General features: G+C 32.4%; 17 protein-coding genes. 11 read left to right on the top strand and 6 right to left on the bottom strand.

What is annotated here, in order from left to right; all coding sequences use genetic code 11:
• Positions 1-156: 156 nt before the first annotated feature.
• Entirely contained in the window at positions 157-1389 is a 1233-nt protein-coding gene (gene lysA / locus Q0910_RS07180) for a diaminopimelate decarboxylase (protein ID WP_299214147.1), read from the top strand.
• Between the two features lie 81 nt (positions 1390-1470).
• Here lysA and Q0910_RS07175 read toward each other — a convergent pair whose 3' ends face one another.
• Entirely contained in the window at positions 1471-3042 is a 1572-nt protein-coding gene (locus Q0910_RS07175; protein ID WP_299214144.1) for an amidohydrolase family protein, read from the bottom strand.
• Positions 3043-3433: 391 nt separating this feature from the next.
• Here Q0910_RS07175 and Q0910_RS07170 point away from each other — a divergent pair, with 391 nt between their 5' ends.
• Positions 3434-3946, top strand: a complete 513-nt coding sequence (locus Q0910_RS07170; RefSeq protein ID WP_299214142.1) for an SRPBCC domain-containing protein — start codon at positions 3434-3436, stop codon at positions 3944-3946.
• Here the strand turns inward: Q0910_RS07170 and Q0910_RS07165 are convergent, their stop codons facing one another.
• From Q0910_RS07165 to guaA, 4 genes are all read right to left on the bottom strand, one after another.
• Positions 3947-4171: a DUF3820 family protein gene (locus Q0910_RS07165; protein WP_298313270.1), complete on the bottom strand. Its 225-nt coding sequence runs from the start codon at positions 4169-4171 to the stop codon at positions 3947-3949.
• A gap of 24 nt (positions 4172-4195) precedes the next feature.
• Positions 4196-4729, bottom strand: a complete 534-nt coding sequence (locus Q0910_RS07160) for a DUF922 domain-containing protein (RefSeq protein WP_299214139.1) — start codon at positions 4727-4729, stop codon at positions 4196-4198.
• A gap of 362 nt (positions 4730-5091) precedes the next feature.
• Positions 5092-7260 (bottom strand): LysM peptidoglycan-binding domain-containing protein, encoded by a 2169-nt coding sequence (locus tag Q0910_RS07155; RefSeq protein WP_299214136.1) that lies wholly within the window; start codon positions 7258-7260, stop codon positions 5092-5094.
• 59 nt (positions 7261-7319) lie between these two features.
• Entirely contained in the window at positions 7320-8852 is a 1533-nt protein-coding gene (gene guaA, locus Q0910_RS07150) for a glutamine-hydrolyzing GMP synthase (RefSeq protein ID WP_299214133.1), read from the bottom strand.
• Between the two features lie 134 nt (positions 8853-8986).
• On the opposite strand from guaA, the gene Q0910_RS07145 reads away from it, so the two are divergent.
• Both Q0910_RS07145 and Q0910_RS07140 read left to right on the top strand, forming a co-directional pair.
• Positions 8987-9763, top strand: coding sequence for an alpha/beta fold hydrolase (locus Q0910_RS07145; protein ID WP_299214130.1), 777 nt, complete (start codon positions 8987-8989; stop codon positions 9761-9763).
• An 86-nt stretch (positions 9764-9849) separates the two neighbouring features.
• A complete protein-coding gene (locus Q0910_RS07140) occupies positions 9850-10395 on the top strand; it encodes a pyridoxamine 5'-phosphate oxidase family protein (RefSeq protein WP_299214127.1) in 546 nt (181 codons plus the stop codon).
• On the opposite strand, the gene Q0910_RS07135 is transcribed toward Q0910_RS07140, so the two are convergent.
• Positions 10392-11402, bottom strand: a complete 1011-nt coding sequence (locus Q0910_RS07135; RefSeq protein WP_299214124.1) for a ThuA domain-containing protein — start codon at positions 11400-11402, stop codon at positions 10392-10394. The two genes, Q0910_RS07140 and Q0910_RS07135, sit on opposite strands and share 4 nt — an antisense overlap.
• Positions 11403-11720: 318 nt before the next feature.
• Here Q0910_RS07135 and Q0910_RS07130 point away from each other — a divergent pair, with 318 nt between their 5' ends.
• From Q0910_RS07130 to Q0910_RS07100, 7 genes are all read left to right on the top strand, one after another.
• Positions 11721-12158 carry a hypothetical protein gene (locus tag Q0910_RS07130; protein WP_299214121.1) on the top strand — a complete coding sequence of 146 codons (438 nt, stop codon included), beginning with the start codon at positions 11721-11723 and terminating at the stop codon, positions 12156-12158.
• Between the two features lie 217 nt (positions 12159-12375).
• Positions 12376-12837 carry an SMI1/KNR4 family protein gene (locus Q0910_RS07125; RefSeq protein WP_299214119.1) on the top strand — a complete coding sequence of 154 codons (462 nt, stop codon included), beginning with the start codon at positions 12376-12378 and terminating at the stop codon, positions 12835-12837.
• A 228-nt stretch (positions 12838-13065) separates the two neighbouring features.
• Positions 13066-13518: a MarR family transcriptional regulator gene (locus Q0910_RS07120; protein WP_299214116.1), complete on the top strand. Its 453-nt coding sequence runs from the start codon at positions 13066-13068 to the stop codon at positions 13516-13518.
• A gap of 66 nt (positions 13519-13584) precedes the next feature.
• The gene (locus Q0910_RS07115; protein WP_299214113.1) at positions 13585-14325 is read left to right on the top strand and encodes an SDR family oxidoreductase; all 741 of its coding nucleotides are present in this window, start codon (positions 13585-13587) and stop codon (positions 14323-14325) included.
• A gap of 59 nt (positions 14326-14384) precedes the next feature.
• Complete coding sequence (locus Q0910_RS07110; RefSeq protein WP_299214110.1) at positions 14385-14774, top strand: DoxX family protein; 390 nt, start codon at positions 14385-14387, stop codon at positions 14772-14774.
• Between the two features lie 3 nt (positions 14775-14777).
• A complete protein-coding gene (locus Q0910_RS07105) occupies positions 14778-15563 on the top strand; it encodes a class III extradiol ring-cleavage dioxygenase (protein ID WP_299214107.1) in 786 nt (261 codons plus the stop codon).
• Between the two features lie 112 nt (positions 15564-15675).
• Entirely contained in the window at positions 15676-16818 is a 1143-nt protein-coding gene (locus tag Q0910_RS07100) for a helix-turn-helix domain-containing protein (RefSeq protein WP_299214104.1), read from the top strand.
• The last annotated feature ends 40 nt before the right edge of the window (positions 16819-16858 follow it).

Below are 16858 nucleotides of genomic sequence, written 5' to 3'. Positions count from 1 at the left end.
AAACGCCTACTCTGTGTATAATATCTGTTCAAAAATTAAAAATTCGTTATTTAAAGCCAATTTTTTTCAAGTTTAGATAATTTTATACTAATTACGCGGCGCTTAGAGGTAATCTATAGTAAAAACAGTAATTTCGTACCCTTAATTTTAATTAAAATGGAAAACGCAAATTTATTAGCAATCGCAAAAGAGTTTGGGAGTCCTGTATATGTCTATGACTCCGAAAAAATTGTTTCACAGTACGAACGCCTAACCAGTGCTTTTAAACAGGTGAAACATGTAAAACTTAACTATGCTGTCAAGGCATTGTCTAATCTTGCGATATTAAAGCTAATGAATTCATTAGGTGCCGGATTAGACACCGTATCCATCCAGGAAGTTAAATTAGGATTATTGGCCGGTGTAGAACCCACTAATATCATTTTTACTCCAAACGGAGTTTCCTTAAAAGAAATTGAAAAGGTTTCTGAAATGGGTGTACAAATAAACATCGACAACCTATCTATTCTTGAGCAGTTTGGAACAAAACATCCTGATGTACCTGTTTGCATTAGAATTAATCCACACGTTATGGCTGGAGGAAATAGTAAAATTTCTGTAGGTCATATCGATAGTAAATTTGGTATTTCTATTCATCAGATTCCACATATTCTCAGGATTGTGGAAAATACAGGAATGAATATTAATGGTATCCACATGCATACGGGTAGTGATATTTTGGATATTGATGTATTTCTATATGCCAGTGAGATATTATTCGAAACTGCCAAAAACTTTAAAAATCTGGATTTTATAGATTTCGGAAGTGGCTTTAAAGTTCCTTATAAAGAAGGAGATATTGAAACTAATATTGAAGAGTTTGGTGAAAAACTCACAAAACGTTTTAATGATTTTTGTAAAGAGTACGGAAAAGAATTAACCCTTGGTTTCGAACCAGGTAAATTCTTAGTGAGCGAAGCTGGATATTTTCTAGCAGAAGTAAATGTTGTAAAACAGACAACTTCTACTGTTTTTGCAGGAATTGATAGTGGTTTCAACCATTTGATAAGACCAATGTTTTATGACTCTTATCATGAAATCATAAACATATCGAACCCTAAAGGTAGAGAGCGTTTTTATTCTATCGTAGGATACATCTGTGAAACCGACACTTTTGCTACTAACAGAAGAATTTTAGAAATTACGGAAGGTGATATTCTAGCTTTTAAAAATGCCGGAGCTTACTGTTTTTCTATGGCTAGCAATTACAATTCTCGTTTTCGTCCTGCAGAGGTACTTTGGCACAATAACGAAGCACACCTGATCCGTAAACGTGAAACTTTTGAAGATTTAACCAAGAATCAGGTAGGTGTAGATATATTTAACAAAGTTGAAGTGTCCGCTTCATAAAGCAATGCAATTTTTTATATAAAAAATGCATCTGGTCAATTCCAGATGCATTTTCATTTTCGTTCAATAGTAGAAATAAGTCTACTCTTTTATACCTGGTTGAATTATAGAAAAGTTTTCAGTTTTTTTAGCCTCATCAACTATTCTTTTTACATCAGCAAGCAATTCTTTCGCATTATAAATAATACCATCTTTAATAGTATATTGAACACCTCCCGCTCTAATCACTTCATTTTCTTTTGTTAATCTAATCGCACCAGTACCATATAGTACTTTTAGGTTTTTAAGAGGGTTTTCTTTTACCAATACAAAATCAGCTAATTTACCGACTTCAACAGATCCAATTTTATCCGAAACTCCTAAAGCTTCAGCACCATTTAATGTAGCAGCTCTAATTACTTCCATAGGATGAAAACCTGCCTCTCTTAAAAGCTCCAATTCTCTGACATAGGCAAAACCATACAACTGAAATATAAATCCAGAATCCGAACCGGTAGTAACTCTTCCACCACGATTCTTATATTCATTTATAAAAGTCATCCATAAACGATAATTCTCTTTCCAAGCTACTTCTTGTTCGGTTCCCCAATCATGCCAATACGAACCATGTGAAATCTTACTAGGTTGATAGAATTTCCATAGAGAAGGTAATGTATAGGTTTCGTGCCACTCTGCTCTTCTAGCTCTTTGTAAATCTCTACTGGCTTCATAAATATTAAAAGTAGGATCTAATGTAAAATCCAATTCAAGAAGTTCATTCATCACCTTATTCCAATGATCGGAATATGGTTTTGCAGCTTGTTTCCATAGTTTTCCAGCTTCCTCAAATCTATTTTGTTCATTCTGGTAATTATAATCTAAAGGATAATGCTGAATGGTTTTATCTTCAAACAGCGCTTCGGGCAATCCATACCAATGTTCCATGGTTGTTAATCCGGCTCTGGCAGAATTAAGGACATTCCAGCGAGCAACATCGGTTTGGGCATGATGGCAAGCAGAGCCTAATCCTAATTTTTTATTCTCATCTAATGCAGCTTTCATAATTTCTGGAGCAGCACCAAAAAACTTTATTCCATCGGCTCCTTTTTCAGCATTTTCTCGAACCCAATTTCTAGCCATTTCTGCCGTGCTTATGGGTTGCTTACTTCCTTGTCCAAAACCAGTATATGCATAAATACGTGGCGCTATAATTTCATTTCTTTCGCCAGCTTTTTTGAGTTTCAATGTCCAATCAATTCCTCTTCCGCTTGGCTCCCTAACTGTTGTGATTCCGTGAGCCATCCATAATTTAAACACATAGTCTGAATCAGCTCCTTGTGCAACTCCTCCAATATGACCGTGCATATCTATAAAACCAGGTAAAAGATACATTCCCTGAACATCTAGCTCTTTACCTCCTGGTTTCAGTTTTGGTCGTTTAGCATCATCTATATCGACTCCAGGATACCCTACCACTATAATATCTTTAATGATATTTTTTTCTACAACAATATCTACAGGACCTCTTGGAGGTGAACCATTACCATTAATCAAGGTGACACCTCTAATAATAAGTTGAGAAAATGGTCCTTCACTAAATTCTTGTGAGTAAACCTGTCCTTGAAAAACGATACAACAAATAAAAATTCCGATAGTTAGTTTATATATTTTCATGTAATCAATGATTTATGAGATGTCAAATAGATAATAATTCTCCTTTAGAAAATAAACTACCTCGATGCAAGCATACGAGGTATTCAATGGAAAATAGTTTTTAAGGTTCCGAAGCAAGCTTCGAGGTATTAGACCTGAGATCCCGCTGAAAAAGCGGGATTAGTTCAACTATCTATTTTGAATGCATTGCTATGCAACTTTTCAAAACAGAGTTTCACTAATAAAATTACCCAATTCTTTATGGAATCAAAGAATTTCTAATTAAAGTTTACTTAAACTCGCATAAAACAAATCATAACCTTCTAAAAAACAATACTTTTAGCATGTTATCATTAACAAGATTTAAGATGAATTTTTCTTATTTTTATCAACACATCAAATCATCTGTATCATGAAAAAGCTACAATGGAACTCGTTTACAAAAAAGATTTACATCCATACTTCCGCAGAGAAACTATATGATTTATGGACAACCACAGAAGGAATCACATCCTGGTTCTTAAGAGAAGCTGAATACATTTCTTTAAAAGGTAAAAAAAGAGCGCCCTCAGAACATTTTCAGAAAGGAGACTCATATTCATGGTACTGGCATAACTGGGACGACAAAGAAGAAGGAAAGATTCTTGAGGCTAATGGACAGGATTATATTGAATTGTTATTTGGTGGCTGTAAAGTATCAGTGAAACTTGAAGAAAAAAATAACATAACCATCGTAGTACTTACTCAATTTGAAATTCCGGAGGATGACGATAGTAAACTAAAATTACATTTCGGTTGCAGCAATGGATGGACCTTTTGGCTTACCAACTTAAAAGCCTATGTAGAACACGGAATTTTACTAAACGAAAAAGAGATTGATTTACGAGAATACGAACTTGGAGAATATCAATTTGTAAATATGTAGCTATAGCTTTCTAATATTTCTTATCAAATACTCAAGACCATTTAGTTTTAGTTCGTAAACAGTTTGCATTTGCTGACCAAGAGTTCCTTTTGGAAATCCTTTGTTATGGTACCAAACAATATAATGTTCTGGTAAGTCGATAAGATATCTGTCCTTATATTTACCAAAAGGCATTTTGGTATTGGCGAGTTTGACTAAAAAATCCTTTTGGGATTGTTGATCCATAAATTCTTAGGGGATGAAATGAACCTATTTGGTATAAGCTTTATAGTATCGCATTAAACTCTTGACCTTCTTTTCCCATTTTTTCTGACTAGTTTTATTTTTGGAATGGTCCGTTTCTAAATCATACTGTTCCTGCATATTAATTCTCATTCGCTCCACCCTTTTATACATCTTATTAAGATCCTTACGAACGTTCTTACCGGGTTTGTACTCTTTTAATTTCTTACGCATGATTCTTGCGTGCAATTCGGAAATATCAAAATGGAGTTGTTCGTGCAATAGCAGGTATTTAGTAGACTGCCCTTTTTTAACCCATGATAATGACGGGTAACAAAAGCTGTCCACTTCGTACTTCAATTCAGTTTTTCCGTAATCCTTACTTATAGACCATTGATAAGTTATACCTGTATTGACACTAGCATCAAAATCACTGTCTGTTTTAGGTTCTCCTCTAAAATCTGACCAATCTAACTTACTCTTTTCTGCATAAGAAAAACGCTCTACATATCCGTGATTAGCAAAAACTAAAACTAAGAGAATAGTAAAAAATTTACCCATAATTGCAATAATTATGCCCGGCTAAAAGTTGTTGTTTTCTATTTCAGCATCCAAATATATAATACGGGGCTAAGTATTAATAATCTTTACTAAAATAGATTTTATTTATATTCAGATATAAAAATTTATATCTATCCCAATCTAAACAATTTTTCCAAAATTCAGTAATTACTTTAGTTTATCAAAATCGTCTTTTAAACTCTATATCAATTTCCATACCACGAGTTTAAAATTAACTGAAAATCTAAACCAAAGTTTACCTCTGTTTTATTTTCGTATTAAAAACAAAACAATTCAGCATCTAAAAATAAAAAAAATGATTTTAAAATCAGCTGTAAAATTGATTATTGATGAAATAAATTTTATTCTATCACAGTGAGCTTCAATTCATCATCAAATTTAATAATATAGGATGCTTTGTTATAATAGCCTCCCAAGAGCTTTTTAGCATAATTAAATTTATTTTCCACATACTCTGTTGTTCCTTCAAAAGTTGCTGCGTGATACAAATCATCTGCTGAACCTAATCGCATTAAAATATCATACGTAATATCAAAACCTCTTACTGCATACTTACTCGGAATAGTTCCATATTCCTTTTTATATCTTGCTACAAAAGGAGTCATATTATTCTCATCGTAGTTATCAAATTCTTTATCTATTGACGGATAATGTAAATGTAAATTAGATAAATATTCATTTTTTATATTGTCGTCATCAAATGCATCATCTTTATCTGTAGTAAATAATGTAATCTTATGGCTCTCTGCTTTAGCATTGAGCAAAGGAGTTACATTACTAATCATTGCTACATCATCCGACTCCAGAAAAACCCAATTTGGTTTGTTTTTGTCTAAAACTTTATTCAAATGTAGTTCATATAAATAATTACCTTCTTCTATCCTTGCAATTTTAGCATCTGGAAATTTGGCAATCAACTTATTCTTTATATCCTCGTGTTTCTTTTTTCCTTGCTGCACAACAATAATGATATTCTTATCAGTAGAATCCTTTTCTACATAATTAATCAATTTATCCTGAAGCATTATGTCTGTCGGTATCGTCTGAAAGAAATTACTATAGAGTTTAGATTCTTTATTAGACAAAGGAGAAAGCACTGGCGTTTCATACTTTTTTAATTCTGCAGTTGCAGCTTCTACATTTGTCTGATACAAAGGTCCAATCACGACATCCATTTCATCAAAATTATTTTGATCAATTAGTTGTTTTATATAACCCGCATTATTATTTCTTTGGGTATCAAAAACGGTAAGATCGACACTAAGTCCTTTTGTCTTCGCCGAATCAACAGCCATCTGAACTCCTTTGTAAAAATCAAGAGCAACTCTTACTCCTCTCGCTTTTCTGCTTTTTAAGAACTCTTCTGTCTCTTTTCTGGCATTAAGATCCAATGTATCCAACCCAAAAGGTAACATTATTGCTAGTTTCTTTGTCTTAAAATTATATAACATATTCTCAAGCGGCACTACTTTTCTTTCTGGAAAATCAATAGCCAATGAATCAGCTTGATCTCTTTTAGGGATTGTTATTACCATACCTGCTTTAAGACCGTCTCTTAAGTATGGATTCATATTAAACAAAGAATCCGATGAAATTTCGGTTCGTTTAAGAATACTGTATATAGTTTCTTTTGGTTGAACTTCATACAATTCGAACTCAGGGTCTATAACTTCTCGTAATGGAACGAAAATAGTAGTTGGCACAATAATTTCCATACCTATAGGAAAATTAGGGTCCAATTCCGGATTGAGTTGATTTAATTCTCCAACAGTAATACCGTGTCTTCTAGCGATACTATATCTTGTATCCTTTGGTTTTACAATATATTTTGTGGTGGTAGAAACTCTGCTACTTAAAGTATCTTTAGGAGTTTCTGTTTCCGCAACGGCTTCTTCTGCGTATATTGGAATTCGGAGCTTATCACGTTTTCGAATTTGTTCAGAGTACAATCTTTTATTATGCTTTTTGATGTCATCTACAGTGATATCATACTTCTTTGAAATACTGTATAAGGTTTCTTTTCTTCTTACCTTATGTGTTTTAAATCGAACAATTTGTCGTATTTCTTCTAATGGCTTGATACTATCTAAGATTGGATCACTCACATTTTCCGTAGCAATATTCTTATCAGCCTCATCTGTTTTTTCCAGTTTAGCTACGCGTAAAATTTGTCCAAGATTAATTCCGTTAACGGCATCTGGATTTAAATTGTAAATCGCCTCTGGAGTTGTGTTGTACTTCTTAGATAAACTATACACAGTATCATCTTCTACAACGACATGAATTTGATATTCTTGATCATCAATCACAGGAATAGCCAGAATTTGTCCTTCTTTAATTCCTTCTTTTGCTGTTGGGTTTATTTTATAAATTGCTTCTGGAGTTGTATTATATCGTTTTGCAATTCTATATACATTTTCTCCTTGAGCAACTTTATGACTTTTATACTGCTGAGCAAAACCAATATTGGTTAGAAGAAGCACAAAAAAGAACAACAATACTTTTTTCATTCGATTTAATTTTTATGGATCTGATTCTTAAAGAACCAAAGCGTTAATACCTTGCTAAATTACTCCCATTCTATGGTTGCAGGTGGCTTTGAGCTGATATCATACACTACTCTATTAACGCCTTTTACCTTATTTATTATTTCATTAGAGGTTTTTTGTAAAAACTCATATGGAAGATTTACCCAATCAGCAGTCATTCCGTCTGTACTTTCTACAGCTCTTAATGCCACACATTTTTCATAGGTTCTTTCGTCTCCCATTACTCCAACACTTTGCACAGGTAACAACATAGCTCCTGCTTGCCATACTTTATCATAGAGACCATTATCTTTTAGTCCATTGATAAATATAGCATCAACTTCTTGCAAAATACTAACTTTTTCTGGAGTAATATCTCCCAATATACGAATTGCTAGTCCAGGTCCAGGAAATGGGTGTCTTCCTAACAACTCAGGATCAAGTCCCATAGACCTTCCTACTCTCCTTACTTCGTCTTTAAATAACATTTTTAAAGGTTCCACTACTTTCAATTTCATAAAATCAGGTAATCCACCTACATTATGATGTGATTTAATCGTAGCCGATGGACCTCCATTTACAGAAACAGATTCGATTACATCTGGATAAATAGTTCCTTGCGCTAACCACTTAGCATCTTCTATTTGGTGAGCTTCATCATCAAAAACTTCTATAAATACTCTTCCTATTATTTTTCGTTTTCCTTCAGGGTCACTTTCTCCAGCTAAGGCATCCAAAAAACGTGCCGAAGCATCCACACCTTTTACATTAAGTCCCATTCCTTCGTATTGATCCAATACAGAAGAGAACTCATTTTTACGAAGTAATCCGTTGTTTACAAAAATACAGTGAAGATTACTTCCTATTGCCTTATGAAGTAATACTGCAGCTACAGTAGAATCAACTCCACCACTCAATCCTAAAACAACTTTATCATTTCCTAGTTTTTCTTTCAGCTCTGCTACCGTAGTATCTACAAAAGAACTTGGTGTCCAATCGGGTTGAATACCTGCAATACCAATTAGAAAATTATCTAATAATTGTTTACCGTCGGTAGAGTGATATACTTCTGGGTGAAACTGAATCGCATAAGTTTCTTCATTTTCAATTTTATAGGCTGCATTTGCTACATCTCCAGTACTTGCTAATAATACTCCTCCTGCAGGTAATGACTTTATAGTATCGCTATGGCTCATCCAAACTTGTGAACCTAAAGATATATTTTTAAAGAATTCCTCATCAGGTTTTATAAAGGATAGATTTGCCCTTCCGTATTCACGTGTATTAGATGGAGCAACCTCACCTCCACTGAAATGAGCTAAATATTGAGCTCCATAACAAACCGCTAAGAGTGGCTTTTTTCCTCTTATCTCTGACAAATCAGGATGTGGTGCATCCTCACCTCTTACAGAAAATGGAGATCCAGAAAGTATAACTGCTTTAAAATCTGATAAATTACCTGGTAATTTATTGAAAGGATGGATTTCACAATAAATATTTAATTCTCTTACTCTTCTTGCAATTAGTTGAGTATACTGTGATCCAAAATCTAAAATGAGTACGTTATTTTGCATAGGCAAAAATAAAATTAAATTACAACCCTCGAAATCCTGACTGATATAATTTTCAACTTCATTGATTATTTTACAAACACCTTGTTAATTGTCCCAAAAAACAACCACTTACTTAGTATATTTATAGAAAAACTATGAAATATTCATTTTCATACCTCTTATGTTTTGGTATTCTCACTATTATCACTTCGTGTAAAAGCGGATTGGATACAAGAGGCTCTAAAGATTACATAAGTAGCATAAATGCAGAATCTTTTAAAGCAATCCCACTAACTCCTGGCAATAGAATTAGTACTATCAAAGTCAATGATAAAGAATCAGAATGGAAATACGATCTTACCATTCCAAAAATTAAAGAAGGCGAGAAAGTACCACTATTTGTTTTACTACATGGAGGCGTAGGTAGCAAGAATTACATGAAGTTCAGCAATTGTCTTGTCGCTCCTGCATTACAGAATGCTGGAGGTATCATTTTTAGCCCATCTGGAGCCTGGCGCAACTGGACATTAGATTATCTCGAGAAAAGAATTTTGGATTTTATTGATCTGGCTAAAGAACACTGGCCAATAGATCCTAACAAGGTTGTACTGGTAGGTTATAGCAATGGAGCAATTGCAGGATGGCAATATGCTAAAGATTATGAAGGGGTTTTTTCTGGAATGGTACTCATGGGATCTAATTGTAAGGTAGAAGAAAAATTAAATATCCCAATTTATGTAATCCAGGGAACAGAAGATAAATTTTTTCCTATTAAAAAAGTAAGAAAACGGGTTACTGAAGCCAAAGCATTAGGTTGTAATATAACTTTTGTGGAAGCTGAAGGAAATACCCATTTAAAAGCTTGTGAATATCAAGAAGTATTAAAAACAACTATTCCGTGGATGGAAAAAGAGGTATGGAAAACTAAGTAAACCTTGCCTAAGATTAGCATCTGCTTTTTTGAGGTTGGTCTATAAATTGATTAACTTTATAATATTCTTAATAAACCTAACGACCAATGACCGATATTATATTTTCATCTATTAAAGTTGACCTAAAAACAGCTATTGAAACTAAGACACATCCGTTTCGATATTTCACACTAGCCACTTCTGATTTCAATAGTATCCCTAGATTAAGAACTGTCGTTCTAAGAGATGTGGATGATGATTTAAATATGATGGTATACACCGATGAAAGGTCCAAAAAAATTGCAAATATCCAAGCAAATAATCGAGTAAGCCTTTTGTTTTATGATCAAGAACGGTTATTACAAGTCACTATAAAAGCCAAAGCAGAAATTGTTACAGATGATAAAACTATACAACAAATATGGAAACAAATTCCGGAACAATATAGAAAAGACTATTCAACAGAATTATCACCTGGAATAGAAATCAAAAACCCTGATAACGTTGATTACTTAGAAGGAACACATTTTTTTTCTGCAATTAGGATTATTCCTATGCGTATAGAATATTTACGTTTAAAAAGACCTAATCATATTCGAGTTGTCTTTAAAAAAGAAACCGGTAATTGGAAAGGAACTTATATCGTACCTTAATTCTTTTTTACCAATTTGAAATTACTTTGTTGATTCCCTGATATTATACTTCCTATGTATAATCCATTCGATAAGTTCTCGATATTAATATCAATAGAAGCAACTGCGGACGGAATTTCGTCCTTGTATACTAATTGTCCATTAATGTCATAAATCCTTAAAGATTTTGTTCTAACCACATCAGAAGTAGAAAATCTAAAAACATCACTTACCGGATTGGGAGTAATCTGAAAAGGTATTTCTTGATCTAAATCTCCTATACTCAGCGTATTTCCAATAACATATTTTATACCTTCTTCTACATGTTTTATAAAATCAGTATCATTTGTATAATCGTTAGAATTATGACCTAAAGCTGTATAAAAAGAGCGTCCACCTCCGTATTCTTTATACCATGAAATAGGTCTGGCTTCATCATAATCATTAGATCCGGTCGACTCTACCATCAATAGATCTATATTGCCCGAAAATAATTGGCCTCCGTTATTTTTCCAATAATAATATTCTTCTGATTTATTCCAGGTAGTTCCAAGGAAATCAACAGATGGATGAGAATTTACAACGGTCATATCTGCATTAAAATTATTACTGGTATGATTAGGACTAGTCTGAACAATTCCTCCTACAAGTTCATTGTAGAATGGCCAACTTCGATCTCTGTAGGTATCCGTAGCCGCGTGGATACCTAAAAAACCACCGCCAGCGGTAATAAAATCTTCAAAAGCCTGACGTTGTGAAGCATTTAATAAATTATTACCACTAGTATTACACCAAATTACAGCACTATATTGTGCTAAATTATTTGCGTTAAAATCATTAGCATTATCCGTTTGATCCGTTGTCCAAAGCCCATTGGTATTTCCAAGATTCGTTATCATGGTAACACCCGCTCCGATGGAAGGATGTGTAAAACCATTAGTTTTGGTAAATACTAATACTTTATCCTGAGCAGAAAGATAAAAGATCGAAAAAAGAAATAGGGTTGTTAAGAGAGTTTTTAATTGCATGACGTTAAGAGTTTGTTAGTCAATAACGTTAGGTATTGCTATAAAATTATAAACTCTTCTAATTAGTTTTATGATAAGACCTGACACCCCTAAAATTAGCAGTTATAAATCCCAGGTTCACTGATAATCTTGTTTATTAATCACCACCTACTTTTTGTGTAGTCGCTTTTATATCTGGGTAATTTTATCTTTCTTTAAGAAAAATAATTGTAGCCGTAGAATTAAACGTTTATAAACAGTTGTTATAAAAGAAATAAGCACAATTGCTGTTATATAGTAGTTAGCAAACATTATTATTACGTATTCAAAAACATCCTCATGAAACCATTAAAAATAATCGCATTAATATTCATAATTTTGGCTCTTACGCTCGGAGTTTTATTTTATTTAGAAATTGAATTTCCTGTGGGTATAGAAGCCTATTTAAAAAAAGAATATTATACCCAATTCGGCCCTTTAGCCATTAGCATTGAGCTTTTGATTGCGGGCATTTATCTCTTTAAAAGACATGTAAACGCTAATTTTACATTAGCATTATTTGGGTTTACCGTTCTATTAGATTCTATTTTTAATTTACTAGGACTTTTTTCAAGCATGTTACCAATCTACGCAATGATACTCTTTATTTGCTGTGCTTTATTATCACTTTGGTTAGCTTTTACGGATACTTTTAAACTTGGACGGATTTCAATTATTGGAGCTTTGATGAGTTTCATTATTGGAAATACTATAGAACTCTTTTTTAATTATTGGTAAAAACGGATTTTACCAATATCTTGAATCTCTGTAAACCGGAAACAATTAAACGTTTGCTAACAACGTGTCCTATAAGTAATTGCTGGTTCTCGCCTACTTCTGAAAATCCTGCTGATTTTCCTAAGGTTCAGTTTCCTTTTGCTATTTTAGTTGCGCGAGCCACGCAATTAACCATACACAAACCGTTAGGGATAATTGAATAAAATAAGACTCAAAAATGATTGACGATCTAATTCAAAAATTTAAAGAGCAGGACGAAATAATCTACACTTCGGACCCCGCAACGAACACGAGATTGGAAAAAATTTCTAATGACCTGAATATTGAACTTCCCGAAGATTTTAAAAACTATCTTGCCAAGTTTGGTTCTCTTTCAGTAAAATCTGTAGAAATAAATGGATTAATAAACATTCCAGATGATTTTGATCCTGTTCATCAAAATTTTGTTGGTTTAAGTCTTGAAAGTCAACAAGAATATGGCTTGTTTAAAAAATATGTCCAACTAGGTGATGCAGGACTAGGAGATCAATGGGTTTTATGTTGTGATCCTGAATCAGATAGATTTGGAAAAATGTTTTACTGGAATCCTGGTATTGAGGAAATATCAGATATGGAGCAATGTTATTCAAACTTCAAGGAATTTCTTAGAGATAGATTAACCAGAGTATTGGATGATTAATCCGCTATATAAAAAATAAAAACAATCCCTAACACTATGTAAAAATGCATTAAAACGCATTTTGCATTAAACGTTGTAGTACATTAGACAAACCAACGAACTTGAAATCTAAAAACGAATTTTCTTCCTTCATATTGACTTGATTTTTAACAGTTTTGGTTATTATTCTTAATAATATTTTCAGATTTATTTGGAGAATCAAATAATTGTTGTATATTTGCAACAGTTATGAATAACAACAATCATATTAATTACAACAGAACAACCTCTTTAGGTCAGTTATCTGGTTCTATTTTCAACTTGCTTAAAAAAGAGTTACAACTTCAATTTGATAATAGAAGTATTCCTTTAAAAGTTGAATATTTCCCTATTATAAATAGGTTGTTAGAACAAGATCAAGTTCCACAACAAACAATTGCCGAATGGTTTGGATATGATCGTCCAAGAACCTCAAGAATTATTGACGAGTTGGAAAAGTCTGGTTTTGTAACTAGAAAAGACGACCCAGAAAGTCGAAGAACAAAGTTGGTATGTTTATCAGATTATACAAAAAGGAATGAAAAATTAATCATTCAAGCAATAGAATCTTCCTTTGAGACTGCGTATAAAGGAATGTCAAAAGTTGAAATTATTAATAGTATTGAAAGTATGAAAAAAATTAAAAATAACTTAAATAGATAGAAAAAAATTTAACCATATTGTTGTAAAAAACAACAGTTGCAATTAACAATTATAAAAATAGAAATCATGAAAAATTTATTAGAAGGAAAAAGAGTATTAGTCGCAGGCGGAAGTAGAGGAATTGGAAAAGCGATTGTCATTGAATTAGCCAAACAAGGTGCGCATGTATTATTTACCTACCGTAGTAATGAGAAAGAAGCTAAGGTTACAGAAACCGAGGCCAAAGAGTTTAGTCCTTACATTTTAGGAATGCAGGCAGACATTACCAAAAGAAAGGATATGAATAAAGTATTTGACTACGTGCCAGAGAATTTTGGAGGTAAACTGGATATTTATATTGGTGTAGCATTCTCACAAAGTATTTTTATGCCAACGGCTATAATGACAGAAGAAGGTTATGATAGCATGTTTGCAGCGGTAAAAGGGCATTTTTTTTCCCTCCAAAAAGCAGCTCAAAGCCTAAGTAATGGCGGGAAAATTATTGTTTTTAGTAGTGGCGCAGCGGCTATGCCAACACCTGCCAGTGGTGCTTATGGAGGTGCTAAATCTGCAATTGAAAAGTTCGCCTTGTCATTATCTAAAGAAACCGGTGATCAACAAATTACAGTAAATGTAGTTTCACCAGGCGTAACACAAACAGATGGACTGGTAGCACCACAAGAAATGATTGATATGTTGGTTCAACAAACACCTTTAAATCGTTTAGGGACCACTCAGGACGTTGCAAAGGCGACAGTAAATTTAGTTACCCCTCAAATGGATTGGATAAATGGACAAGTCATTCAAATAAACGGAGGGATTCTTTAAAAAATTAACCACTTAAAATTTTTAATCAGTAAATAATAATCATTTTAAAATTTAAAATTATGAGCATAGTAAAAAACATTCTCGTTTACCTCTTAGCTATTCAATTTGCTGGAATTGGTTTGATGAAAGTAGTAATGCCTTTTTTTGGGATAGATATGTTTCTAGAAAGTATGGCAGCTATAAATTATGATCACACTTGGACAATAATTATAGGACTAATTGATCTTATAGGAGGTATTGCTTTAATCATTCCGAAATTAAGAGGATATGGTGCATTAGGGTTAATTTTCTTAATGCACGGAGCAATAGGTTCCCACATTACAAATAATGATAGTTTTATGACGATTGCTGGTGGCGCTGGTTTATCGATAGTTCTTTTGGTAATACTTTTGCTAATAGATAAACCTTTCTCAGTAAAAAATAATAAGACTGGTAAACAAATAGTTTAAATTATGAAAACCAGACAACCATCACTTTTTATATCTCACGGAACAATTTATGAAGCATTTAAAAGTGAACAATTAAAAAGAGATTTTGAAAAACTTCGAAAAAAATATCTTACAGTTTTACCCGATGCCATAGTAATCTTATCAGGTCATTGGCAAACTAAAAACATTAGAGTTACTGCAAATTCAACAATGGTGCAACTAGATGAAGGATTTCCACAAGAGTTTCAGTCCAATTATAAAACTATTGGGAATCCTGATTTGTCAAATCGTATTATTAGTTTGCTTAATACTTCGGGTATAGAAGCATCGATCGAGCCCAAACGTGGGCTTGACCACGGTGCATTAATTCCTCTGATGTTATTGTTCCCAAAAGACAATATACCCGTAATACAAATTTCACAAAACTCTAGTCTTGACCCTATCTATCATAAAGAAATGGGTGAAGTATTGAGAGAATTACGTAATGAGCATATTTTATTTATTGGAAGCGGTGGATTGGTTCACAACACAAACCGAATAGAAAAGTTTGGTGGACATCATTTAATTCCTGACCATTGGGCGAAGACCTTTGATAACCTAGTTACTAAGGAATTATTGGAAAAGACATTTAGTGGACATTCCCAAAAGATGATTGATGTCTACAAAAATGAATTATTTGATATATCACATCCTACTACTGAGCACTTTTTACCTTTAGTTTTTGCTAGTGCTTTAGGAGATAAACCTACTAAAATATACGAAGGGTTTCAATGGAAAAACATTTCAATGAGTGCCTTTATGTTTGAATAAATATAACGTAGTATAACATACTCTGAAAAACATAAAGCGTAATAAAAATGTTTATGAGAGAATGTTAAAAATCAAACTCTGAATTAAATTATATTTGCTTGTATACATTTAAATGGATTTTTCAATCTTAGGAATAACAACAATATTTATACTATTCATTTCTCTTTTGTTAGCATTATTTGTTTTAACGGTTAAAACGGCTAACAAAAAAGCAAATACATTTTTAGGTATTTATTTTTTAATTTTTGCAATTCATATAAGTGTTTTCTTTTATTCTAAATATATCAGTTTACCGCATGCAACCGAAATGTTACGAAACCATATCGCATACTTTACAAGTCCTTTATTATTTTTATATATAATATCATCTATTTATTCAGATTTCAAACTAACGTATAGACATCTTTTACACACTATTCCTTTTATTATTATAATTTTAATATTTGCACCTAGATTTTACCTTGTTGACGATTTCAATCAGTCCCAATTCTTAAATAATTTCAATGCAACTCTTGAACGAAAAGCAGATATATTTTTCAGTCTAGTTGCGCAATTATTTTATTTAACTCTATCCTTCTTAGAATTAAGAAAATACAAAATATTATTATTAGAAAATTATTCGGAAAAATCTACTTTTAACTATAAATGGCTTTATCAACTACTGGTTTTATTAAGTGTTATTTTCTGTATTTCTTTTTTTAAACAGATGTATAAGGTTTTTGGAACAGATGTAGATATTTTAAACTCATTAAGAGTGCTAATTACATTAATTTTAGTATTGTTTTTAACTTGGATTGTTTTAAAAAGCATGTATTATCCAAGGCTTTTTAGAAATATAAATTCAGAACATTTATTAGTGAAAAAAATATTAGAAGAAGAGGATATAATTAATCAGCAAAGTAAAAGTAAAGAAGAGATCAATCAATTGTTACAGTTTATGAAAAAAGAAGAACCTTATCTTGACGCTTCTTTAACTTTAAATAAACTAGCTGATAAAATAGGTTTGCCACATCGTGATGTCTCCATCTTAATTAATAGTAATTTAAATCAACATTTCTTTGATTTTGTTAATCAATTTAGAATTGATAAAGCAAAAGAAATGCTTCTAAACTCAAAAGACAAAAAATTGACTATCCAACAAATCATGTACGATGTTGGGTTTAATTCTAAATCGTCTTTTTACACTGTATTTAAAAAGCAAACAGGTGTAACACCTTCCGAATATAGAAAAAGAGGAATTTCAGATAATAAATAATCAATACCTAAGAATAATAAAGGGTTCGACTTTATGTAAT

It is taken from the genome of uncultured Aquimarina sp. (genome assembly GCF_947495315.1).
Lineage (GTDB): Bacteria > Bacteroidota > Bacteroidia > Flavobacteriales > Flavobacteriaceae > Aquimarina.
The sequence above is the reverse complement of the archived record's forward strand: the minus strand, read 5'-3'. Positions and strand labels throughout refer to the sequence as shown.